The organism is Staphylococcus sp. AntiMn-1 (genome assembly GCF_001663395.1).
In the GTDB taxonomy this organism is placed as follows: domain Bacteria; phylum Bacillota; class Bacilli; order Staphylococcales; family Staphylococcaceae; genus Staphylococcus; species Staphylococcus equorum.
Window position 1 is genome coordinate 1,587,768 of record NZ_CP012968.1, and the last position, 24,882, is coordinate 1,612,649.

The 24,882-nt window shown below is 35.5% G+C and carries 17 protein-coding genes, 1 tRNA gene, 1 other RNA gene and 1 pseudogene; 5 read left to right on the top strand and 15 right to left on the bottom strand.

Annotation, left to right across the window (positions count from 1 at the left end; all coding sequences use genetic code 11):
- Positions 1-277 precede the first annotated feature (277 nt).
- From recR to gltB, 11 genes and pseudogenes are all read right to left on the bottom strand, one after another.
- Positions 278-874, bottom strand: coding sequence for a recombination mediator RecR (recR, locus tag AOB58_RS07815; protein WP_064783213.1), 597 nt, complete (start codon positions 872-874; stop codon positions 278-280).
- 4 nt (positions 875-878) lie between these two features.
- Entirely contained in the window at positions 879-1,196 is a 318-nt protein-coding gene (locus AOB58_RS07820) for a YbaB/EbfC family nucleoid-associated protein (RefSeq protein WP_002484224.1), read from the bottom strand.
- A gap of 86 nt (positions 1,197-1,282) precedes the next feature.
- Complete coding sequence (dnaX, locus tag AOB58_RS07825; protein WP_002512048.1) at positions 1,283-3,001, bottom strand: DNA polymerase III subunit gamma/tau; 1,719 nt, start codon at positions 2,999-3,001, stop codon at positions 1,283-1,285.
- 59 nt (positions 3,002-3,060) lie between these two features.
- On the bottom strand, positions 3,061-3,591 hold the full coding sequence (locus AOB58_RS07830) for a GNAT family N-acetyltransferase (RefSeq protein WP_002512047.1): 531 nt from the start codon (positions 3,589-3,591) through the stop codon (positions 3,061-3,063).
- A gap of 191 nt (positions 3,592-3,782) precedes the next feature.
- An RNA gene (ffs, locus tag AOB58_RS07835) (signal recognition particle sRNA large type) lies at positions 3,783-4,052 on the bottom strand.
- A 109-nt stretch (positions 4,053-4,161) separates the two neighbouring features.
- Positions 4,162-4,887, bottom strand: a complete 726-nt coding sequence (gene treR, locus AOB58_RS07840) for a trehalose operon repressor (protein ID WP_002505988.1) — start codon at positions 4,885-4,887, stop codon at positions 4,162-4,164.
- Positions 4,888-4,915: 28 nt separating this feature from the next.
- Positions 4,916-6,550: an alpha,alpha-phosphotrehalase gene (treC, locus tag AOB58_RS07845; protein ID WP_002512045.1), complete on the bottom strand. Its 1,635-nt coding sequence runs from the start codon at positions 6,548-6,550 to the stop codon at positions 4,916-4,918.
- 91 nt (positions 6,551-6,641) lie between these two features.
- Positions 6,642-8,068 (bottom strand): annotated as a pseudogene (gene treP / locus AOB58_RS07850) (PTS system trehalose-specific EIIBC component).
- A 241-nt stretch (positions 8,069-8,309) separates the two neighbouring features.
- Positions 8,310-8,402 (bottom strand) — tRNA-Ser (locus tag AOB58_RS07855).
- Positions 8,403-8,462: 60 nt separating this feature from the next.
- On the bottom strand, positions 8,463-9,926 hold the full coding sequence (locus tag AOB58_RS07860; protein WP_002505991.1) for a glutamate synthase subunit beta: 1,464 nt from the start codon (positions 9,924-9,926) through the stop codon (positions 8,463-8,465).
- Positions 9,927-9,945: 19 nt separating this feature from the next.
- Positions 9,946-14,445, bottom strand: a complete 4,500-nt coding sequence (gene gltB, locus AOB58_RS07865; protein ID WP_064783215.1) for a glutamate synthase large subunit — start codon at positions 14,443-14,445, stop codon at positions 9,946-9,948.
- 137 nt (positions 14,446-14,582) lie between these two features.
- Between gltB and gltC the strand changes: the two genes are divergently transcribed.
- The 3 genes from gltC (at position 14,583) to AOB58_RS07880 (ending at position 17,459) form a co-directional block, all read left to right on the top strand.
- On the top strand, positions 14,583-15,470 hold the full coding sequence (gltC, locus tag AOB58_RS07870; RefSeq protein ID WP_002505993.1) for a glutamate biosynthesis transcriptional regulator GltC: 888 nt from the start codon (positions 14,583-14,585) through the stop codon (positions 15,468-15,470).
- A gap of 94 nt (positions 15,471-15,564) precedes the next feature.
- Positions 15,565-16,677: a YibE/F family protein gene (locus AOB58_RS07875; RefSeq protein WP_002505994.1), complete on the top strand. Its 1,113-nt coding sequence runs from the start codon at positions 15,565-15,567 to the stop codon at positions 16,675-16,677.
- Positions 16,674-17,459, top strand: coding sequence for a YibE/F family protein (locus tag AOB58_RS07880; protein ID WP_002512042.1), 786 nt, complete (start codon positions 16,674-16,676; stop codon positions 17,457-17,459). Before AOB58_RS07875 ends, AOB58_RS07880 begins: the two co-directional genes overlap by 4 nt.
- 71 nt (positions 17,460-17,530) lie before the next feature.
- Here the strand turns inward: AOB58_RS07880 and AOB58_RS07885 are convergent, their stop codons facing one another.
- The gene (locus tag AOB58_RS07885; protein ID WP_002512041.1) at positions 17,531-18,775 is read right to left on the bottom strand and encodes an ammonium transporter; all 1,245 of its coding nucleotides are present in this window, start codon (positions 18,773-18,775) and stop codon (positions 17,531-17,533) included.
- Positions 18,776-18,884: 109 nt separating this feature from the next.
- Positions 18,885-19,736 (bottom strand): GNAT family N-acetyltransferase, encoded by an 852-nt coding sequence (locus tag AOB58_RS07890; RefSeq protein ID WP_002512040.1) that lies wholly within the window; start codon positions 19,734-19,736, stop codon positions 18,885-18,887.
- 206 nt (positions 19,737-19,942) lie between these two features.
- On the opposite strand from AOB58_RS07890, the gene AOB58_RS07895 reads away from it, so the two are divergent.
- A complete protein-coding gene (locus AOB58_RS07895; protein ID WP_002505998.1) occupies positions 19,943-20,212 on the top strand; it encodes a hypothetical protein in 270 nt (89 codons plus the stop codon).
- A 141-nt stretch (positions 20,213-20,353) separates the two neighbouring features.
- On the opposite strand, the gene AOB58_RS07900 is transcribed toward AOB58_RS07895, so the two are convergent.
- Positions 20,354-21,325 carry a LysM peptidoglycan-binding domain-containing protein gene (locus tag AOB58_RS07900; RefSeq protein WP_002512038.1) on the bottom strand — a complete coding sequence of 324 codons (972 nt, stop codon included), beginning with the start codon at positions 21,323-21,325 and terminating at the stop codon, positions 20,354-20,356.
- Between the two features lie 160 nt (positions 21,326-21,485).
- Positions 21,486-22,271, bottom strand: coding sequence for an arylamine N-acetyltransferase family protein (locus AOB58_RS07905; protein WP_021339668.1), 786 nt, complete (start codon positions 22,269-22,271; stop codon positions 21,486-21,488).
- A 480-nt stretch (positions 22,272-22,751) separates the two neighbouring features.
- Between AOB58_RS07905 and ilvD the strand changes: the two genes are divergently transcribed.
- Positions 22,752-24,452 carry a dihydroxy-acid dehydratase gene (gene ilvD / locus AOB58_RS07910; RefSeq protein WP_002512036.1) on the top strand — a complete coding sequence of 567 codons (1,701 nt, stop codon included), beginning with the start codon at positions 22,752-22,754 and terminating at the stop codon, positions 24,450-24,452.
- Positions 24,453-24,882: the final 430 nt, after the last annotated feature.

Consider the following 24,882-nt stretch of genomic DNA (forward strand, 5'->3'; position numbering starts at 1 on the left):
ATACTATACACGCATAAAAACCTTTTAACAACTATAAAATTTACACTCTAACCGGCTCACAACAACCTCTGAACACTAATAAGCATACTTTATTATAATAATTCATATTAAAGTTCGTTTTATAACCAGTAAACATCTGAAATCTATCTTCAAACCATTGGAACACACTTGTTACGCGTACTTTAAATTCTTTTACATATTTTTAATTTTATTTACAAATGATTAAAGCTACCTATATAGGTAGCTTTAATCATTCATATATATGTTTAATAATATACTACATCTCTGTTCGGCCCATAATCGCTTTCGACAATGTAACTTCATCAGCGTATTCTAAATCGCCACCTACAGAAAGACCTTGAGCTAATCTCGTTAAAGTAACACCAATCGGTTTTACTAACCTCGAGATATACATCGCTGTAGATTCACCTTCTAGGTTTGGGTTCATCGCTAAGATAAGCTCTTTAACTTCTTCATCTTTCAAACGATTAATTAAACTCGGTATATTAATATCCTCTGGTCCAATACCATCCATTGGAGAAATAGAGCCATGTAACACGTGATATAAACCTTTATATTCACGCATCTTCTCCATAGCAATGACATCTTTATCATCTTCAACTACACAAATAATTGTGCGATCTCTCTGTTTATCTTGGCAAATGTAACATGGATCTTGTTCAGTTATATGTCCACATTCACTACAATAGGTAAGTTCTCGTTTAACATCCACTAAAGATTTAGCAAATTGGACAACATCGTCTTCTTTCATATCTAATACATGAAACGCCAGACGTTGAGCGGTCTTCGGCCCAATGCCTGGCAGTTTCATGAAACTGTCAATAAGTTTTGAAATCGGTTCAGGATAGTGCATATGATCACATTCCAGGAATGTTTAAGCCTTGAGTGTGCTTGCCTAAGCGTTCTTGTGTAAGTTCATCAGCTTTATTCATTGCTTCATTCGTTGCAGCAATCACTAAGTCTTGTAACATTTCAATATCGTCTGGATCTACCGCTTCTTCTTTTATTTCTACATCTAGTACTTCTTTATGACCTGATACCGTTACAGTAACCATGCCACCACCAGCTGTACCTTGTACTTTCTCTTCTTTTAATTTCTCTTGCTCTTCGCCCATTTTCTTTTGCATTTTTTGCATTTGTTTCATCATTTGTTGCATATTTCCGCCACCGCGCATAAATTTTTCCTCCTTGAATCTTCTATATCATTTTTATGATTATTCTTTCGTTTCATTATACATGCCTTTTTATTCATTGTCATGTATCACTCTTCATCTATTACATTTACAGTACTCTCACCAAATAAATCTTTAGCTTTTTGAACAACGTCAACTTCTTCCGTTACTTCCGGAGTAGAGGATTGGCTATTACTTTCACCTTCTGTTGCTGTGCTACTCTTTCTATTTTGTAGATATTCCGTTCTAACTTTCATCCATTGATCGGCAGGCACACCTACAACTTTGACTGTTTTATCGATGATTTTACAAACAACATTCTCAATATTCTCTCGTTTTTCATCATCTTTATTAACAATTTCACAGTGTATTTCTTCTTCAAACTTAATCAGAACGTGCGTTTCACTTGCTGCAACTGGTTCTGAATTTTGCAAGAGGCTCACTAACGATTTCATATCATTGCTTTTCGCGTGATTAATGACCTCTTCCCAATGGTCTTTCAATTGCTTAATATCATCTTTATTGGCTTTGTCTAATACTTTAGCAATTTGTTGCATAGAAAAAGTGTTCTTAGACTGCCCACCTTTGTTGGTAGTTCGTTTAGTTTGTTGAGGCGTGTTGCTCGTAGTCACACCTTGCGCTTTTATAGTCTTCAATTCACTTTCTAACTGTTCCATTCTTTGCAACAGAACGTCATTATTAGGTTCTGTTGCAATACCTGTAGTCGCTACTGTTTGAACGCTCTCGGGTTTTTCTTTTATCATTTCAGCGATTTTAACTAGTAATACTTCGAAATGTACACTTTGATTTACACTGAATCGAATCGAAACGAGTGTATCATTGATGATATCAATCATTTTATAAAGAACATCTAAATCAAAATGCATTAATGCATCATATTCAGTTTCTACATTAGAAGTCTTATTCATTATCGTATCTCTCACAAAATAAATCATATCGTTAATCAAACGATTGACTTCTTTCCCTTGTGATATGAATTGGTGGTAAGTTGAAAAAGCACTTTTCACATCTCCTTGAACTACTTCTTTCAGTAATTCATTTAAGGCACTAGCATCTACACTACCAGTTACGTTCAGTGCATCTTGTAACGTGAGGTGCTCATCTCCAAAAGCAATGGCTTGATCCATGATACTTAACGCATCACGCATACCGCCTTCTGACGCTTTCGCAATAAATTCCAATGCAGCAGTATCGTATTCAATTTCTTGCGAGTTTGCTACAAACTTTAAACGTTCAACAATTTCATCTTCACTAATTGCTTTAAAATCAAACCTTTGTGATCTTGAAATAATCGTCGGGGGTATTTTGTGAGGTTCTGTCGTCGCTAATATAAATATTGCATGTGCTGGTGGCTCTTCTAACGTTTTAAGCAACGCGTTAAAAGCACCCGTTGTTAGCATGTGTACCTCATCTATAATATATACTTTGAATTTCGATTCACTAGGTGCATATTTAACTTTATCTCTAATGTTTCTTATTTCATCTACACCGTTATTACTTGCTGCATCAATTTCAATGACATCTGAATTCGTTCCACGCGTGATTCCCTTACATATTGCACATTCATTACAAGGTTCACCATCGGTACGTTCAAGACAGTTTATGGCTTTTGCGAACACTTTTGCAATACTCGTTTTACCTGTTCCTCTAGGCCCGCTAAATATATAAGCATGAGATTGTTTACTTTTAGCAATCGCATTACGTAGTGTCTTAGTTACATGCTCCTGACCCACAACATCTTCAAAGCTTTGCGGTCGGAACATTCTATATAAAGCTTGATAATTCACTTTCGCACCTCCAATAGCATTCATCAACTATTATAGCATTGTACTTTATACTTTGAATATCAATTAAAAGATTCTGGATAAACCACTTTTCCATTAGGTTGCTCCGTTAGTTGTTCCCAAAGGAATTTGACCATAAAATTTTTCGAAGGTAAATCAAACGGACTGTATATATGGTATTGTTCCGCTTCTTCATAACCTAATTTGCTGTAATACTCCGTAGCTCCTAAGACAATAATCGTTGTATAACCTTGCGCTTTTGCTCTCTCTTCTGCTGCTTGCACGAGTGCTTTTCCCAACCCCATATTTCTATATGCTGGTAAAACAGATAGTGGCGCTAATGCTAATGCAGTAAAACTTGTTTCTTCATTAACGATTTGGATTTCTGATAACAAAATATGACCGATTACTTCGCCGTCATCATTTTTCGCGACAACTTCTAATTCATAGTTATATTCTAAAGTTTTTCTCAATTTCACAACTAACGCTTGCTCATCATGCTGTGACTCAGCGATATCTTCAAACGCAGATTTTATTGTTTCTAAACTTGTATCATAATCATTTTCAGTTAAAGTACTTAAGTATATTTGCATCGACATCCCCCTTGTAACGTTTAATTTCCAAACTTTGACTCAACAACATCGGCTTTGTGAGAAGTTTTAAACGATACCAACATCCTATCAAAGTATTCCTTATATTTTAATATAAAAAAAGAGCGACTGCTATCAAAAGATACGTCGCTCAGTATTTATATAAGTTTATTTCATTCTTTAAAAAATTAAAACCGTGCACCTTCACTTCGAATGTGTATCACAAACGTAACCAAAGTCGTTAGCTAAATCTCGGCAACCCTACGGCACATACGATAATCCACTTAATGCTGCTTCCGTCAGGACCTGACATGGTTCGTGGGTTCATATTGCATAGGACCGAGATTTTCAAACACTACGTGCTTTGGGCAGACTTCACAAAAACACACCCTTAGCAAAGGAATTCAGTCTCGCGTAAAGCGGATTTCGAGTACAGGGAACCGCTACCTCCCCACTTAGCACGGCAAAATATATCATACTATAATTTAACAACTGATTGCAAGTATAACCTATCCTGGATACTATATCTTCATTATATAAATCACATTTTAGTCATTTTTACGATAAAATATATTACCTTTTGTGACGTCTAGAAAAATCATTGAATTTAAACTCTGTAGCTAAGTGTTTCGAAACATTATATTGGAATATTGTAGTATCTTTCAAATGTACAATGCCTCGAACTGTTGCCGTATATGGTGGTACCACATCGCCAAATATTTCTTGTTCTCTTTCTCCGAAGCCCTCAAACGTAATCGACTTATTAGAGTAGCTAATTTCTAAACCTAATATATCTTCTATATACTCATATAGTGATGCTTTAGCAATCTCCGTAGTAAGGTTCGGGACAATTGCTTCTATTAAGTAATCTTCATCTATAATTTTTACTCTGTCTTCTATTTTTCTAATTCGAACGATATGCCACAATACTGTTCCTTGTCGAACATTCAAGGCCTTTTGTACTTTAGGAACTTCACCTGCAGTTATCTTTTTAAACACCTTGACGTCAGTTTCATGTCGCAAGCCTAATCCTTGTTGAACTTCTCTAAAACTGGTTAAATCTGCAAAAGGAAATTCTGTTAAGCCTTGATAGATAACAACCGAACCTTTGCCGCGAATCTTCTGAATCATACCGTCTCTCACTAATAAGTTCAGTGCTTTACGTACTGTTTCACGAGAGGCACTATAGGTTTCTACTAACTCATGCTCAGATGGCAATTGAGTGCCATACGATATGCGTGACTCTATGATGTCTGTACGTATTGTTTCATATATCGTAATAAATTTTTTCTGTGTCATGCGCGCTCACTCACTGCCCTTTTCTAAATTATTGTGCAATTACAATTGCGCCAAATCCATCAATTAATTCATTTGTTACTTCACCATGTTGGATAATAATTTCTCCCTCAATAGCTAAATCTTCTGGAATCGTTACTTGTTCATTTGAAAAGTTTGCAATAACAAGCCACGTTTCATCATTGTAATGGCGTTTATAAACAAACAACTCATTATGCTCCATATATAAAGGTACTATACTCCCATACGTAATAATATCGTGTTCATGACGTAATTGAATCAAATGTCTATAAGTGTGCAATATAGATGATTCATCTTTAATAGCCGCTTCAACATTGATTTTATCAAAATTATTTGGAACATCAATCCATGGAGTACCAGTAGTAAAGCCCGCGTTCTCTGTATCAGTCCATTGAACTGGTGTTCTTGAAGTATCGCGAGATTTTTGCCCTAATATAGTAATAATTTCTTCTTCTTTATAACCTGCATCTTTCATATTTTGATAAGCATTTAAAGATTCAACATCACGATACTGGTCAATGTTTTCAAAATCTGGATTTGTCATACCGATTTCTTCACCTTGGAAAATATAAGGCGTGCCTTGTAACATATGCAGTACAGTAGCTAACATCTTAGCACTTTGTTTACGCATTTGTTCAGACGAGTCATCACCAAAACGAGAAACAACACGAGGCTGGTCATGGTTACACCAGAATATTGCGTTCCAACCGCCCCCTTCATATATACCAAGTTGCCATTCCATAAGTATATCTTTTAATTTATGGAAATCTAATTTAGCATTCGTCCATTTTTCACCATCGGCATAATCTACTTTTAAATGATGGAAATTAAAGACACTACTTAATTCTTGGCGCTTAGTATTCGTATATTTAATACAGTGATCTATTGTAGTTGAGGACATTTCACCAACCGTCATTATGTCTTTGTCTCCAAACGTACGACGATTCATCTCATGTACATATTCATGTACGCGTGGTCCATCTGTATAAAACTCTTTGCCGATTTTTTCAGAGTCTTTAAACTCACCTTTAGAAATCAAATTAAGCACATCAAATCTAAATCCATCTACACCAAAACTAATCCAATGGTTAACAATGTCATATAAAGCATCTCGCACCTCAGGATTATCCCAATTTAAATCAGCTTGAGTAACGTCGAATAGGTGCAAATAATATTCATTTGTTTTTTTATCATATTTCCATGCATTACCACCAAATTTTGACTCCCAGTTTGTTGGTGGTTGATTATCTGCTGATCGTCTAAAGAAGTAATAATCTCTATAAGGACTTTCTTTATCTGCATATGCTTGTTTAAACCATTCATGTTTTGTAGAGGTATGATTAATTACAATATCCATCATAACTTTTAAATCACGCTTATGCGCTTCACTTACTAATGTTTCAAGATCTTCTATTGTTCCAAATTTTTCATTAATTTTGTAATAGTTACTAATATCATAACCATTATCGTTCATTGGCGATTCATATACTGGTGTTAACCAAATGTAATCTACACCTAGATATTGTAAATAATCTAGTTTTTCAATAATACCTTGTAAATCACCTTCTCCATTACCTGTTGTATCATTAAATGATTTTGGATAAATTTGATAAACAACTGATTTTCTCCAATCATTATGTGCCATAACAATTACCACCTTTTCTTTTACTGTTTTCAAAAAGAAACTCGCTAATGAATTTTAGCGAGTTTAATTGTACTTATCTATATAACTTAAATTATTTTTCAACCATTTCTTTTGTTTCTTCTTTACTAAATCTTGATAGAACAACAGTTAAAATTGCTGGTACGACAATTGCTAAAAGAGTACAAATAGCATATATTAACCAGAAATCCTTTTGGATAGAAATAATAGCTGGCACGCCGCCTACGCCTACGCTACCTAGCACACGACTTGCACCTATAATACCACCTATCACACAAGATGTTGAAATCGCTGCTAGAAATGGATATTTTAGTGGTAAGTTCACCCCGAATAATGCTGGCTCTGTTACACCTAAGAAACCTGAAATACCTGAAGTCATAGCAAGACCTTGTTCTTTGCCCATTTTACGTCTTCTATAGACAAACCATGCGCCAAATGCTGCTGACCCTTGGCAAATGTTAGATATTGCAAGAATTGGCCATAGGTATGTGCCGCCAAGACTACTTCCCATTAATTGGAAATCTACCGCTAAGAACATATGATGTAAACCTGTGATAACGAGTGGTGCATAGAACAGACCATAAAGTGCGCCACCTAACCAACCAGCATGTTCAAAGACAAATGTCACGCCTTCTGTAATTCCTGTACCAAGCCATAATGCAACTGGCCCAATAACTATAAATGCTAAGAAACCTGTAATCAGTAGCGCTACCGGACCTACAACTAACATTTTAATTGAATCATGAATATATTTATTTAAGAACTTCTCAATTTGAGCTAATACATAAGCTGCAAGTAAAATCGGCAACACTTGTCCTTCATAGTTCAATTGCTTAATTTCTAAACCGAAAATATCCCAAGTAGGAATATTACCACTAGCAATATCATATTGTGAAGCTAGTTGTGGATTCATTAAAATTAAGCCTAGTACTAGACCAAGTATTTGACTCCCACCAAACACGCGCATACTACTCCAACCAATTAATGCTGGTAAGAATATGAATGCTGTACTTGCAATTACATTGATAATATTAGAGATATCTCCAAGTTGAGGAAATTGTTCTACTAACGGTTTAGGACCAAATAGCCCTTCCATCGTAAGTAAATTATTAATCCCCATAAGTAAACCAGCAGTAACAATTGCCGGTAAGATTGGAATAAATATGTCCCCCAACAATTTAATCAATCTTTGGACCGGATTACCCTTTTTAGCCGCTGCAGCTTTCGCGTCATCTTTTGACGCTTCACCTACACCTGTTTCTTCAATAAATTGTTTGTAAACTTCATCGACTGTGCCTGGACCAATGACAATTTGATACTGGTTATCAGCTTTGAATTGTCCTTTTACTAAATCGTTATCACCCAATCGATCCTTATCTACTTTATCATCATCTTTCAAGACAAGTCGCAAACGCGTTACACAGTGTGTTGCTGTGTCCAAGTTGTCTTTGCCCCAATAGCTTCGACTATATCTTGCACATCTTTCTTTTTAACTGCCATGATGATTCACTCCCTTTTTCTTTTAACATCACTGAAAGTATAACTTGTATAGACAAGTTTTGTAAAGGCTTTCATGTTAATTTGAAAAAATAATGTTATTTTCATGTTTTTGTATAATAATTTCAATAAATCCATTTAATTATTATACAATACCCTAAAACGACAAATAAAAAAGACAAGTACTCAATACACGATTGATTACTTGTCTACTCTATTTATTAGTCTTAGTTTTATAATATTATGGCGGAGGAAGAGGGATTCGAACCCCCGCGGGCCGTTAAGCCCCTGTCGGTTTTCAAGACCGATCCCTTCAGCCGGGCTTGGGTATTCCTCCAAATAAATACATTATTTATAATATTATAGCCCGTTTCAAAAGTCAATTAAAATTTCAGCACTATACCAACGCTTTTTCTTTTAAGTAAGCATCTACTGAATCTGCTACAGCTCTTCCTTCTTGAATAGCCCAAACCACAAGGCTCTGCCCCCTTCTCGCATCGCCCGCTGCAAATATATGTGGTTGATTCGTTCTGAAATCTTTATTATCAGCCACAATTTTATTACGTTTGGTTTGAATATCGAAAGCATGAGGCACGGTCGTTTCTGTACCGACAAAACCGATAGACAATAAGACTAGGTCTGCTGGCCAGTGACGTTCTGTACCATCCACCACGACCATGCCATCTTCTGTTTCTTCAAGTATTTGAGTATAAACACCTTTTACATTGCCGATACGATCAACATCGTAACGCATCGTCTGTACGCCATATGCACGTGGTTCAAAACCAAAACGCGACTCATATTCTTTATGCGCGTAGTCCATCTTGAATACAGGCATTGCTAATGGCCAGTATGTGTTCTCATCAAATGTAATCTCTTCTGGCTGCTTTGTGTATTTATTAAATTGAACGATAGACTTACAATTTTCACGCAGTGCTGTCGCTACACAGTCAGCACCTGTATCACCAGCACCAATCACAATAACATTTTTCCCTTTAGCCGAAATTTCAGGTTCGTTAATTTCTCCATTTAAAAATTGCCCTTGTTCAGTTAAATAATCCATTGCAAAGTGAATTCCAAATCCCATGCGCCCTTCCAATGGTAAATCTCTCGCATTTTGTGAACCTGTACAAAGTATAATTGCATCGTGTCGTTCATTTAATTCATCACGACTCACGTCTACACCAATTTCTGTATCTGTCATAAACTCAATACCTGATTGTTTCATCACTTCAATTCTACGACGTACGACATCTTTATCTAATTTCATATTAGGAATACCATACATTAGAAGCCCACCCGCTTCATGTGCACGTTCATATACTGTTACTTTGTATCCTAGTTTATTTAATTCATCTGCCGCTGTTAACCCAGCTGGACCACTGCCGACGATTGCTACTGTTTCAGATTGACGTTGCTTAGGCTTTGTTGGTTTAACCCAGCCATTTTCATAAGCTTCATCAATAATAGTGCGCTCAATACCTTTGATAGCCACAGATTCACGATTAATTTTCATCACACATGAATGTTCGCAAGGCGCAGGACAAACGCGCCCCGTAAATTCTGGAAAGTTATTTGTCTCGCTCAAGCGTTCATATGCTGTTTTAAAATCTTTTCTATAAACGAGATCATTCCATTCCGGAATATAATTCCCAATGGGGCAACCAATTGTTTCTTTTCCATGAGGTTCTCCCGTTTGGCAAAACGGGGTCCCACAATCCATACAACGTGCACCTTGTTCTGCTGCTTCATCTTTCGTAAACCTCTGTTGAAAGGCATCGTGATTACTTATACGTTCAACCAATGACAATTCATCTAATTGCTGTTTGTCATAATTCATAAATCCTTTGAATTCGCCCATGACAAATCCCCCTTTATGGTTAATATACCGCAGTCTGCTGTTGTTCTGATGCTAAGCTTGTACGTTTATCATTAAATGCATTCAACAAAGCTTCATCTAACTCACTCGAATCACGTTTTTGTAATTCTATTTTTTGCATCATCAATTTATAATCTTTCGGAACTACTTTGACTACTTTGTGTGCCACATTTTCAAAATCATTTAAAATAGCTTGTGCTTTTGTGCTCTGTGTATATTTAACATGAGCTTGTAGCATATCGTTCAAAATTTCACGCTCTGCTTTTACACTAATCGTATCGAAATCCAGACTATCTAATTTATGTTCTTTTTTAAAAGCTTCAACGTCTGATGGGAAAATGTAACTCACACCACCACTCATACCTTGGCCAAAGTTTTTACCTACATCTCCAAGTATAACGACACGTCCGCCAGTCATATATTCAAGCCCGTGGTCGCCAATACCTTCGACAACTGCTTGCACACCACTATTACGGATACAGAAACGTTCTCCTGCCTTACCATTAATGTACGCTTTACCATGTGATGCACCGTAAAAACAAACATTACCAATAATAATTTCATTCTCACGGTGTTTATTCGGCGCTTTCACAATAATCTTACCGCCAGATAACCCTTTACCAACGTAATCATTTGAATCACCTGTATGATGTATCGTTAATCCACTAGGCGTATATGCCGCTAAGCTTTGTCCACCATGACCCTGTGTTTGTGCATAAATCGTATCTTCAGGTAAACCTTCAGGTCCATGAATCTTAGTAATTGCACTACCAGTGATCACACCTACATCTCTTTGTTCATTTTTCAATTTATATTTACCTGTAAATGCTTCACCTTTTTCAATAGCCGTTCGTGCGTCAGGATACAATCTTGTTAAATCAAATCCTTCATCAAGATGATGATTTTGTTTTATTTTATTAAATCTGTCACCTTCATGTTGATACAACAACGCTTCAACATTCATAGTAGCTGCTTTAGAGCGACGTGTTGATAACTGGCTACTTCGTTGTAATAAATCCGTTCTCCCTACTAATTCATCGACTGATTTCAAACCGAGTTCAGCTAATATTTCTCTTACTTCTTCCGCTACAAAATGCATGAAGTTAACTACATGGTCTGCTCTGCCATTGAATAACGCGCGTAGATCTTGGTTCTGTGTAGCGATACCTACTGGACATGTGTCTTTATGACATACACGCATCATAATACATCCCATAACTACTAATGGTGCAGTGGCAAAACCAAATTCTTCAGCACCTAACGCACATGCGTAAGCGACATCTTTACCTGTAAGTAGTTTGCCATCTGTTTCCACTTTCACTCTTGATCTTAAGCCGTTCATCATTAAAGTTTGATGCGTCTCTGATAGTCCAATTTCCCATGGCACGCCTGCATGTTGAATGCTTGTTTTAGGTGATGCACCTGTACCACCATCGTAGCCACTGATTACGATTTTATCAGCGTATGCTTTCGCGACACCTGCCGCAATCGTACCGACACCTGTTTTAGAGACAAGTTTCACTGTAATATTTGCATCTTTATTGGCATTTTTTAAATCGTGGATTAATTGTGCTAAATCTTCTATTGAATAAATATCGTGATGTGGCGGTGGTGATATTAAGCCAATACCTGGTGTAGAACCCCTTACTTCCGCAATCCACGGATATACTTTCGTACCTGGTAATTGTCCGCCTTCCCCTGGTTTAGCGCCTTGCGCAACTTTAATTTGTATTTCTTTTGCATGTTGTAAGTAATCACTCGTTACTCCAAAGCGACCTGAAGCAACTTGTTTAATAGCACTTGAACGATTTCTACCTGCTTCATCTATCACAAAACGTTCAGGATTTTCGCCGCCTTCACCACTATTACTTTTACCGCCCATTTGATTCATTGCTTCTGCAAGCGTTTGATGTGCCTCTTCTGAAATCGAACCATAACTCATCGCTCCAGTATTGAAACGTTGCACAATATTACTCGCAGGTTCAACTTTATCGATATCTATGGATTTCTGCTTTTTAAATTCCATCAAATGGCGAATATGATCTGTGCGCTTGTGATTAACTTCATTTGAAAATGCTTTGAATTTTTCATAATCATTTAAGCGACATGCATGTTGTAATAAGTGTATCGAAGTTGGATTAAACGCGTGATGTTGCCCTTGTTTGCGCCATTGGAACGTACTACCTGATTCAATGTACTCACTCTCAGGTGTTTGTCTCGCTTTATTTTCTTTATCAATTAACTCCATCGTTATCCCAGATAATTTCGACTGGGTGCCAGTAAAATATTTGTCTACAATTTCATTTGAAAGTCCTACAGCTTCAAATATCTGTGCCCCTTGATAACTTTGAACTGTAGAAATACCCATCTTAGCCATTACTTTGATGACACCTTCAGACAAGGTATGTGTGTAGGTTTGAACATTTTCATAAATATCCCCTTCTAAACGTTGGCTCAAGACCAATTGTTCAATCGTACGTTGTGCTAAATAGGGTACTACCGCATTCGCACCATAACCTAATAAGCATGCAACGTGATGTACCTCTCTAGTTTCGCCCGACAAAGCAACAATACTCGTACGCATACGTAGACCTTCTCGGATAAGCAATTGATGAATATGACTCACCGCAAGCAATATCGGCATGGCATAACCATTTTCCGTTACAAGTGTACGATCATCTAATACTAAAATTTCACTACCTTCTTTAACAGCAAGTATTGCTTTACCCCCTAAAGCGTCTAATGCTGCTTCTAAATCATCTTTATAAACAGTTGATAGATGTCTTACATTAAATCTACTCTGCTCAATTTCCTCAAGTTGCGCTTCTGTCATCACAGGACGTTTCAATTGAATTCTATTCAATACGTCCGCATCAGGGTTTAACAAATTCCCTTCACTGCCTAAATAAGCTAACTCACTTGTGACAATTTTTTCCCGATAAGCGTCAATAGGTGGATTCGTTACTTGAGCAAATAATTGCTTGAAATAATTAAAAAGTGTTTCATTTTTTTCATTTAATACCGCGATAGGTACATCATAACCCATTGCTCCGATTGGATCTTTTTTATTTTCAACCAGTTCTGTCATGTATTTATCCATTTCTTCCTTTGTATAGACAAATTGTTTTTGCAATCGATTCAATGTTGCACTATCCCACTCGGATGATTTATACGTCACATTTTCTAAATCCAAATCTACTTTAAAATCATTTAACCAACTTTCATAAGGTAGTTCGTCTGCGATGTTTGCTTTTAACTCATTATTTTCAATCACTTTATGTTGGTTAAAATCAACAAGTAATAGCTTTCCAGGATTCAACTGACCTTTAAAAGCAACATTCTTTTCGGGTACATCAACTACACCAACTTCAGATGAAAAAACAATGTAATTATCTTTTGTTATTGTGTAACGTCCTGGTCTTAAGCCATTTCTATCAGTTAAAGCACCAATCTTGTCTCCATTACAAAATGAAATCATCGTCGGTCCATCCCATGGTTCCATTAAATAACTATAAAACTCATAGAAAGCACGTACATTCGCATCATTGGCTTTGTTATATAACCAAGGCTCTGGAATCATGAGCATCGCTGCTCTTTCAGGCTCCATAGCTAACGATAAAAATTCTAAAGCGTTATCGACTATAGCCGAGTCACTGCCATCTTCATCAATAATTTCTTTCACCTTGTCCTTTTCGTCACCAAAGATAGTCGTGATCAGCTCATCTTGTCTAGCGCGCATCCAGTTTACATTACCTTTAATTGTATTAATCTCACCGTTATGCATGAGTAATCTATTAGGATGTGCACGTTTCCAACTCGGAAAAGTATTTGTACTGAAACGCGAATGAACAAGTCCTAATTTCGAAACATAAGATTCATGGTTCAAATCTTGATATAAAGCCTTGATTTGATCTGACCGCAACCATCCTTTATATACGATTGTTCTGTTTGACAGACTTGTAAAATATAAATCTAGCTGTTGCTGATTCGCATAATTTTCAATTTGTTTTCGAGCTAAAAACAATTTACGTTCTACATGTGAAACATCATTTAATGACACGAATACTTGTTGAATAAAAGGCATTGTATCGGCAACATGTGAAGCAATTGCATTGATGTCTACAGGTACATCTCTATAACCAATTACACTTAAACCCTCCGCTTCAAAGTGTGCATTAAACTGCGCCTCGTGCTGAGAACCTGCAATTTGTTCATTTGTAAAAAACATTCCAACGGCATATTGACCTTCTCCAGGCAAATCAAAGTCAGTTTGTTTTGAAAAATAATCGTATGGCACTTCGGTCATAATCCCTGCACCATCACCTGTCACACTGTCCGCACCAAGACCGCCACGGTGATCTAACCTACGTAGCATCTCCAATGATTTTTCGACTATAGCATGGTTCCTTTTATTATCCATATTGGCATAAAAGCCAATACCACATGCATCATGTTCCTCGCGACTATCATATAAGCCAATTTTCTGATTGTATTCGAGCATGATCTTCACCTCTTTTTCAAAAATTCTGAATATTAAATTAGTAAGTAAACTATATAGTAGTTGATCAATCTGTTCAATATATAAAATAGATGATATTATTCTATTTATTAGAACATTTTTGAATTTGGGGGGATACAATGGAAATCAAACAACTAAAATACTTTATAGAAGTCGCAAAAAGAGAGCATTTATCAGAAGCTGCACTTGAATTGGAAATTGCACAATCTGCAATAAGTCGTCAAATAACGCAACTCGAAAAAGAATTACAAGTTAAATTATTTAATAGAGAAGGACGTAATATTTATCTAACTGATGAAGGAAAGCAATTATTTTCAGAAGCAACTAAAATTATAGATCAATTCGACGAAACTGTCCGTTTATTTCACAAACAATCAGAGTCTAATCATTTTATAATTCGTATTGGTTATGTTGAAAGTTATATCTCACAAGTACTCACGCTATTAATACAATCTTTCGAAAACCAAAGCGATTCAATTGTCGAACCTATTCTAATGGAAGAGAGTGAAATTTTAAATGCTTTAACTACTGATCAAATCGATATTGCATTTACCGACCTATCAAATGACATCAAACAAAATCGCGAACTAAAAGTAAATGCTTTGTTCGAGGAAAACTACCACATCTATGCCCCTAAAGATGCACCAATTACTATGGCAACCCATCCGCCTCTAGTCCAGTTTTCGAACAAAACAATTTATGAGCTTTATCCATTACCCTCGCATATCAAGCAAACACTAGCCAATATTGTAATAAAACCTATACGTACCATCACCCATCCACAACTCGCACAATACATTTTAAATAAAGAGCGCGGATATATTATTGCAGCTTCCTATCACCTACTAGATAAGAATCCTGATAAATGGGTGGACATCTCCCTTGGGCACACAGAGCTAAAACGCACAATTTGTAGTGTGATGCGCCAAGATAATCGTAAAAATGACATTCGCTTAATGCTTTCAATGATCGATCAATTGTTGAGTCGCAGTACAACATATCACTAATCCAAAATTTATCCGCAAACCTATAAATCGTTGAATTCAACATATGAGACGCGTATAATCGCATTGTCTATAAAGAGAGGATTGAAATAGAGCGATGCCAATCAAAACACTACTTAAACGCCCTTTCAATTGGGTATTATTGTTGTTTTGCATCATATTTATTGGGTTGTTTATTTTCACATTTGTAAATGCTAAGTTTTACGATACACCTATTGGTCAAATTACAAATATTGAAAATAAATCTACATCTAAAACCATGGATGACCATCATAATAAAGATATAAAACATACAGAAACATTGAAACTTACAATTTTAAATGGAAAATTCGAAGGTCAAACTGCAGCGATTCCACACGAATATTATGAATCTCAAGCAGATAGTGAAAAATTTTCTGAAAACAATAAAGTTTTGCTACATATCGATAAATATCCAAATGATGCATATATATTAGAGAAAAAGCGTGATAGCCTCGTAGTAGCCATGACAGGTTTATTTTTATTAACTGTACTACTTGTAGGTAGGAAAATCGGACTTCAATCCATTTTATCTTTGGCAATTAACACAGCCGTCGTCATTCTAGCGATTTATATTTATAACCAATTTCATATTATGACTTTATTCAGTCTAATGAGTATTGGAGTTATCATATCTACTATATTAACCTTACTGCTAGTTACTGGTTGGCAATGGCGGACACTCATTACTATTGTCAGTACCTTGCTTGGTACATTTATATGCGTTGGGTTAACACAATTAGTAATTCAAATAACTGGTGGCGAAGGCTTAAAATTTGAAACGATGAGTTTCTTAACATTACCACCTAAAGAAGTCTTTCTCGCATCGGTAATGATTGGATCACTCGGTGCAGTGATGGATGTCGCCATTACAATTGCAAGTGGGATGACTGAAATCCTACGTCGCACACCCAATATTAGTATGACGCGTTGGGCACTTGCCGGACGCAATATCGGCCAAGATATTATGGGAACGATGACCAACATTTTACTTTTCTCTTATTTATCTGGAAGCTTACCGATGTTACTTATTTATTTAAAAAATGCAAATACCATTACCTACACAATTTCTATGAATTGGTCATTAGAAATTTCCCGGGCAATTACAGGTGGTATTGGTATTGTCTTAACAATTCCTATTACAATATTAATGATGCAAGTATGGTTCAAAATGCGAGGTGCTAAACAATGAGTGCAATAACAATTTTAGGTATCATACTGTTCATACTTATGCTTATTTTTGGTGGTAAAAAAGGACTCATCTCTTATCTGACATTATTCTTAAACTTTGTCATTCTATTAATAAGCTTGGTTATCATTATGTTTGGTGCGCCAATTTACCTTGTAACCTTAGTATTTTGTATCGTTATCGCAGCGTGTAATCTATTTGTACTTAATAGTTATAATACCAAGACACAAGCAGCTTTTTACGCAACAATTCTAACAACGGTAATCTTGATTGCTGCCATCTACTTGTCTGTATCTATTGGTAACCTACAAGGATTCACAACTGAGCAACAAGATGAAACGTACATTTTCTCTATGAATATCGGTATAGACATGGTTAAATTCATGGTCTTCACCATAGTACTTGCTGTCATTGCTGCAGTTATTGATTTAGCTATTACAATTAGTTCCCCCATGTACGAATTAAGTGAGACCAACCCTGATTTAACTCAAAAAGAACTATTTCATTCAGGGATGCGTGTAGGAAGAGAAATCTTAGCCACATCAGCTAATACAATTTATCTTGCTTATTTTGGAGGCCAACTCACATTATTTTTCTGGTTTTTCAAATTAAATTATTCGTTTGGTCACATTATCAACTCCAAAATATTTGCGCAAGAATTCATCTCTATTTTATTAGGAGGTATTGCAATTGCTATAAGTATCCCTATTACGGCTTGGCTATCCTCAATATTAATTAAAAAGGAACACAAAACAAATCCACCTACAACAAAAACAGTTGATTAAAATAAAAATCACTCACCTGCACTTATCAAAAGGTGAGTGATTTTTATTTTACTTTTTATATTCTTAATTCATTATAAACGCTTATTAAATTTGTTTATCTCTCCACTAAAATAAGCACTTTCTCCATGAACAACATAATCTAAGCCTTTTTCATCTTCAACTTTATCCGTACCTAAAGCACTAAACAATTTTATTGTTTTTGCAATTAAAAATGTCATTGCACCACTAAAAATAACTGTTACGAATACCGCGACAAATTGTACCCAAACTGTTTGAAGCGTCCCACTATATAGCATTCCATCAACAATCTCGTTATTCACTTTATGAGATTGAAATACACCAGTTAAAATTGCACCGACAATGCCACCAATACCATGTATACCAAATGCATCTAAAGCATCATTATATTGTAATTTTACTTTGATATAATTAATTGCAAAATAGCAACTAACACCGCCAATAAATGCAATTACTATTGCACTCATATAGTTTACAAAACCAGCAGACGGCGTAATGGCTACTAAACCAGCTAACATTCCCGATAACATTCCTATCAAACTTGTTGTTTTTTTCATAAAATATTCCATAACAGACCAACCAAGTGAACCTGCACTTGCTGCGAGCACAGTATTCACGAAGGAGGTCATCGCAATATCATTAAAAGTTAAGGCACTGCCTACGTTAAAACCATACCAACCAACCCATACCAATATGCCACCTATTAGTGTAATTATAAGATTATGTGGTGGTCGTTTTTCAAAGTTTTTTCCTGCTCCTATCATAACCGCTAGTACAAGTCCTGATATACCTGATGTAATGTGAACTACTGTACCACCTGCATAATCTATTGCACCTAATTGATCTATCCAACCACCACCCCACACCCAATGTGCAACTGGACTATAGACTATAATGACCCATAAAAACACAAAAATTAAATAAGGTATAAACTTCATTTTTTCTGCAATTGATCCTGACAAAATCGATACAGCAATTGTACAAAACATTAATTGGAATAACATGAAAAGTGCTAGAGGGATATGTGTAGCGATATCCGCTTGTGTATTGAATCCAACTTCCTTTAAACCAAAATACGTAAAGCCGCCTAAAAATATCTCTCCAGAACCAAAACTCAGGCTAAAACCTAAAATAACCCATGCAAATGTCACAACAACAATTGCAGACATACTTTGCATAATTGTATTCAACACATTTTTAGATTGTACAAGCCCACCATAAAATAAACTCAACCCCGGTGTCATTAACCAAACTAATAAGGTACACAAAAATAAAAACAAAACATCATTCATATTCATCCAAATCACTCCTTTGGTCAAAATCATACCCCAGGCCAAAATGAATAGCAAAAATGCGTCATGTAACTTAACACTATATGTTAAGTTACATGACGCATTTTTAAATTTATTATATTTGTTGTTGTAATATATAGACAGGTCTACCTTCTAATAAGGTTTCACCTACCATATTATAATGACACTGTTGATATAAGTTTTGAGCCACTTCATTATTATCATTGACCGCTAGACAAATTTCGTCGATATCTGGAAAGTGATGGTGTATATATTCTGGCAAGGATTGAATAATTTGTTTTCCATATCCGTGCCCTCTATAGTGAACATCTACACTAAACGACCTAAAAAACACCGCATTTTCATTTAACGAATAAGGCGCTACACCAGCACCTTCATGCAGTGTAAAAAAACCTATACATTGTTGCTCATCATTATATACGAGTACAGGATGTCGCTCCGAATCATATTGTGCAAGTTCAATGTTCACTTTCGGCGTTTTAGTAAATTGACGGTCTTCTGGCGTAATAGTAATTTGTTCAATATCTGAAATTAGTTCTGCACTATATGGAATCATACTTATACCTGTTAATTGTTCATTGATCCAAGTCACGACAGCAGGTGCAATTTTATTATACTCTAACTTATGTATCCATCTTATATCCGTAATTTCTTGGTCAGTTTCAACTTTGGACCAATCTATCTGCGCTGTTGTGTAAAAGCAATTCAGTTCAGTCTGCTCATTTTTTTGTGGATAAGCATCTCCAATTACCGTATCCATATAAACAAGCGAAATTTCCGGTACATCAACTTGAAGTTCCTCTTTCAACTCCCTCTGTAATGCTTGTTTATAAGTTTCCCCATCATCTATCTTGCCGCCTGGAAAATAATATTTCTCTCTATTTCTAGCTTGTACTAGTAGCAGTTCGTCATCTTCTTCAACAACTAAGCAAACACATTTAATCATAACTACGCACTCCAAACGTACTTCTTTTATTTTTATACGGAAATAATCGTACCATTTTCATACTAACTGCGCTTATGTTATCATATTTTATTATTCAAGAACATCTCATTTAGAGCTACATCATAGTATTGAACATAATAATCAACTTATAAAATGTTATAATATTAAACAATATATGAGTTTTCAAAATGGAGGATCCAATAAGAATGGCTAAAAAACCAAGAATTAATCGTATTTCTAACACAATCAATTTTGTAGGCATTGCAGTTGAAGGTTTCAACTGGTATGCCTATCAATCAAAAAACAAAAAGTTACTTTACGCTAGCATGGCAATTACAGGCACAGGCGCCATACTCGATTTATATACAGCATTAAAATCACCGCGTAAATTCGTTAAAGTTTTTTCAACTTTTACAGCAGCTAGTACATTATTCACGACTGTTAAACGTGTACAATCTATACGTAAAGAAGCATAATTTGTCATTTTCTGTATTAAAATAGTAACACAATTCAACTGCCCACAGTAAAACATACTCTGTGGGTATTTTTCTATTCATAACAACATAAAAGTGCCTCTAATGTATTATATACTGAATACGTTAGAGGCACTTTTTAAATTAGTGAATATATTTATATGAACTTACTTGTGATGCAGGAATCGTTCTATAAGTTACAATTCCTGGTGACGCACCGTAATTCATTTCTGAAATAGTAATACTACCGTTAGAATTAACAGATTCTACAAATGCAACATGACCATAATAACCTTGATCAGATTGTAAAATAGATCCTACTGTTGCCTTATGGTCAACTGTGTAACCATCAGCTGCAGCACCAGTATCCCAACTATTAGCATTCCACCAATATGTACTAATACCTTTACCAATTTGTGCACGTTTGTTAAATACATGATATGTACATTGGCCCCAGTCATATAAATTAGAATGATTGAATATCGGCGTGTTATAGCCAGTAGAACCTGATGAGCCTGATCCACCAGTTGAAGCTGTTCCCGATACTTTCAACTTCTGTCCCGGATAAATATTAGTATTTGATAAACCATTTAAACTCATGATTTTTTGATAAGTCGTGCCATATCTTGCAGCGATTGCTGATAAAGAATCGCCTGATTTTACTGTATATGTCGTTGTACTACCGCTGCTCGTCCCACCTGATGAACTTGAACCACCAGTTGAAGCTGTTCCCGATACTTTCAACTTCTGCCCCGGGTAAATATTAGTGTTTGATAGGTTATTTAAACTCATGATTTTTTGGTAAGTCGTACCGTGTTTAGCAGCTATACCTGATAACGTATCTCCTGATTTCACAGTATATGTTGACCCTGATGATGTATTCGTTGATGTACTTGTTGAACCAGAAACTTTCAATGTTTGATTAGGAAAAATAACGTTAGACGTCAAATTATTCAACGATTTCAACTTTGAAATTGAAATATCGTATTTATTCGCTATTGACCACAGGGAATCCCCACTCTTAACTTTATAAGTTGTTGCAGCATCAGCATTTGCTGAAGTTACAGCCGCTATCGCGCTTGTCCCTATTACAGTTGCAATTATTTTTTTACGCAATTATGTAAACCTCCCAATATTTCTTTTTACATTTTATCATTCATTGCTCACTATATTATTATACAACTTAAAATTGCGCGTGAGTATATTATTTGTATGACATTCATATTACAAACAAGCACTACTCGTAATATAAACGCCTTCATGATTCCCCATTCATTTAATACTGTTCAAATGTTTGAATCCGAATATCATCTATGCCAAAGTAATCACTTAGTAATGTTTGATAATTGTTTTGTGTTACTGGAATTTTTTGAACTTCCCCATTCTTTGCTATCGTTAAATGTGCATTAGATAATGTAACTCTTCCGTATGTTTTCGCTTTACTAACCAATAATTTTTGAACAAAAATAGAGTCTGAATGATGTTGATTAAATTCAATTCCCGCTGCAAAATCCTTAAGTGTTTTAGAGATATCAATTGCTCTATATTGTGTTTCCCAATCATCTTTTTTATACTTTTGCATTTCAATTGTATATGTATCAATATGTTTAACTCGAAACTTACCATTTACATCTATTACTTCATTTTGATTTGTAATAAGTGGCATCGCTTTCTTAGGAACATCCGCATAACCAACATCGACAAGATATTTATGATGATTCAAACTTACAATCAAAGCCATATGAGAGCCTTCCATTGCCCACTCTTTACCTGTATTAATTGTTGCAGAAACCATATAAACGTCAAAACCTTTTTCCTTTAAAAAGCTGTGAAACAATCTATTTTGTTCATAACAAAAACCACCTCTATGCTCTTGAATGATTTTATGAAGCATAGTTTCATCATCTAGTGCGATGAGTTGCTTATTTTGAACATTAATATTTTCAAACGGCACATGTAGTACATATTTGTGAATATAATGGTTCAACGTTTCTAAATCTACTTTATTGTAATAATCAGAATTAATATTTAAGTACGCTTCCAATCGTTTAAAGTTTGTCATTTACTGATACTCCTTTTAACACGATATTCTATTACTTGTACCATACTATTTTAGCTGATTTAATCCGCATCAGACAAACAGACTGTTTTGACGAGCATGGCATGTTATTTATGTCCAGTCCTTAAAATATTGTTGTCTCATAAATACCTAACATTCATATTCTGCTTTCATATAATAGATGTTATGATGATTTGTATAAATCATTTTAATATTGACACGAAGGAAATATACCGATACTGTGTATATTCAATATCATTTTTTAATTTACTTAGCATATATGGTGTAATTTTCAAAAAATGTGCTTTACGAATGGCTCAACAGCCCTATCTCGCACTTTTATTTTAAATTTATAACCGTTTTATATTCCTATGCAGGTTACATTAGAAAATGTATTAAATATTTTTTAGCGAACAAAACATTTGATTATTTTAAATTTTCAGAGTATTCATACAATATAGACTTATTAATGGGGGTAATTTTTTGACTAAAGAAACAGAACATACAGAAGATAAAAAAGATTTGCGTATACGCAGCAAAGTCATTAGTGAAGGTGTAAGTCGTACACCTAACCGTTCCTATCTACGTGCACTTGGCTTTGAAGATGAAGATTTCAAAAAACCGATGATTGGTGTAGCAAGTACATGGAGTGAAGTAACACCATGTAACATGCACATTGATGGTTTAGCGCGTGCATCTAAACAAGGTATTAGTGAAGCTGGGGCCTCACCTCTTATTTTCAACACCATTACTGTCTCTGACGGTATTTCCATGGGTACAGATGGCATGCGTTTCTCACTACCGAGTCGTGAAGTTATTGCTGATTCAATCGAAACTGTAGTAAGTGCAGAGAATTTAGATGGCGTTGTGGCAATTGGCGGCTGTGATAAGAATATGCCTGGTTGTATGATTGGTATTGCACGTCTTAACTTGCCTGCTGTTTTCGTATTTGGTGGCACGATTATGCCTGGTAAATTAGACGGCAAAGATTTAGATGCCGTTTCAGCATTTGAAGGCGTAGGTCAATACAATAACGGAGAAATCGAAAAAGAAGCATTACATAAAGTAGAATGTGCAGCATGTCCTGGCGCAGGCGCTTGTGGTGGTATGTTTACTGCAAACACTATGTCTTCAGCTATAGAAGCAATGGGCATGAGTTTACCTGGAAGTGCCTCTCATCCAGCTGTATCGACAAACAAAATGAAAGATAGTAGAGCTGCCGGAAAAGCAGTTTATAACTTATTAGAACAAGATATTTATCCTAAAGACATCATGACGAAAGAAGCCTTTGAAAATGCAATCACAGTCGTTATGGCATTAGGTGGTTCTACAAATGCTATTTTACATCTATTAGCTATTGCACATACGATTGAAGTAGATCTGACACTTGATGATTTTGAAAAAATTCGTAAACGTGTGCCACACATTGCTGACTTAAGACCAAGTGGTAAATACGTTATGGCACATCTTGATGAAGCAGGTGGTATTCCTGGAGTAATGAAATTACTTTATGACAACGGCTTAATCCATGGCGATTGCCTAACAGTAACTGGTAAAACTGTTGCTGAAAACTTAGAAAATGAATCTGGCTTAACTGATAATAAAGAAATTATTAATTTTGATAAACCTAAACATGCGACTGGTCCACTTGTTATCTTAAAAGGTAACCTTGCACCAGAAGGCGCAGTTGCTAAAATTTCAGGATTAAGTGTAACTTATATTAAAGGACCAGCACGTGTATTCGATTCTGAATCTAAAGCAACAAAAGCGATTCTTAATGACGATATTAAACCTGGTGACGTCGTAGTTATCCGTTATGCTGGTCCTAAAGGCGCACCTGGCATGCCTGAAATGTTATCCGCATCATCTATTTTAGTAGGTAAAGGATTAGGCGAATCTGTTGCTTTAGTCACAGATGGCCGTTTCTCAGGTGGTTCACATGGTCTCGTAATCGGACACGCTGCACCCGAATCAATGGTAGGTGGACCAATGGCCTTACTAGAAGAAAACGACACTGTTACAATCGATGCTGAAAATCTTGAAATAAGCTTTGATGTATCAGATGAAGAACTTGAACGTCGTAGTCAACAATGGCAAGCGCCACCATCAAAAGCTACTCGAGGTACACTCGCAAAATATGCTAAACTCGTGTCTTCTGCTTCTAAAGGTGCTATCACAGACTAATATATTAAAACATTTCTACCCACTTTAACTAAAGTATTATCATAATGAACATTTATTCCGTTCTTTATGGTAATGCTTTTTATTTTTGAATATTTTAAAAAAAGAATCGTGAAAAACACTTTTGCATGCGTTGTCGTTTTATTTTGCGAATTATTCGCACTTACGAATGATTTGTTACTATATAAGAAATTTTAAACAAAATTAAGCACAATTATATTAAAGTGAAGATAATAAAACGAAGTGAGGTGAATTATATGAGCTTTATCATTGATATCATCAAAGAAATCATCGGTTTATTCACTGGAAAATAATTTCTGAAATCGCTTTAAGGGACTGATATTTAATTAAATATCAGTCCCTTATTGGTAGTGTTAACTGAGTCATATTAAATTTTTATACATAAAACACCTCATTTTAAAGTTATGTTGGT

Coding starts and splice junctions, on each gene's coding strand:
- gltC (WP_002505993.1), top strand. CDS start 14,583: ATGGAAATCAAACAACTAAAATACTTTATAGAAGTCGCAAAAAGAGAG.
- AOB58_RS07860 (WP_002505991.1), bottom strand. CDS start 9,926: ATGGGCGAATTCAAAGGATTTATGAATTATGACAAACAGCAATTAGAT.
- AOB58_RS07875 (WP_002505994.1), top strand. CDS start 15,565: ATGCCAATCAAAACACTACTTAAACGCCCTTTCAATTGGGTATTATTG.
- AOB58_RS07890 (WP_002512040.1), bottom strand. CDS start 19,736: ATGATTAAATGTGTTTGCTTAGTTGTTGAAGAAGATGACGAACTGCTA.
- AOB58_RS07895 (WP_002505998.1), top strand. CDS start 19,943: ATGGCTAAAAAACCAAGAATTAATCGTATTTCTAACACAATCAATTTT.
- AOB58_RS07885 (WP_002512041.1), bottom strand. CDS start 18,775: ATGAATATGAATGATGTTTTGTTTTTATTTTTGTGTACCTTATTAGTT.
- AOB58_RS07830 (WP_002512047.1), bottom strand. CDS start 3,591: ATGCAAATATACTTAAGTACTTTAACTGAAAATGATTATGATACAAGT.
- recR (WP_064783213.1), bottom strand. CDS start 874: ATGCACTATCCTGAACCGATTTCAAAACTTATTGACAGTTTCATGAAA.
- AOB58_RS07880 (WP_002512042.1), top strand. CDS start 16,674: ATGAGTGCAATAACAATTTTAGGTATCATACTGTTCATACTTATGCTT.
- treR (WP_002505988.1), bottom strand. CDS start 4,887: ATGACACAGAAAAAATTTATTACGATATATGAAACAATACGTACAGAC.
- AOB58_RS07905 (WP_021339668.1), bottom strand. CDS start 22,271: ATGACAAACTTTAAACGATTGGAAGCGTACTTAAATATTAATTCTGAT.
- gltB (WP_064783215.1), bottom strand. CDS start 14,445: ATGCTCGAATACAATCAGAAAATTGGCTTATATGATAGTCGCGAGGAA.
- treC (WP_002512045.1), bottom strand. CDS start 6,550: ATGGCACATAATGATTGGAGAAAATCAGTTGTTTATCAAATTTATCCA.
- AOB58_RS07820 (WP_002484224.1), bottom strand. CDS start 1,196: ATGCGCGGTGGCGGAAATATGCAACAAATGATGAAACAAATGCAAAAA.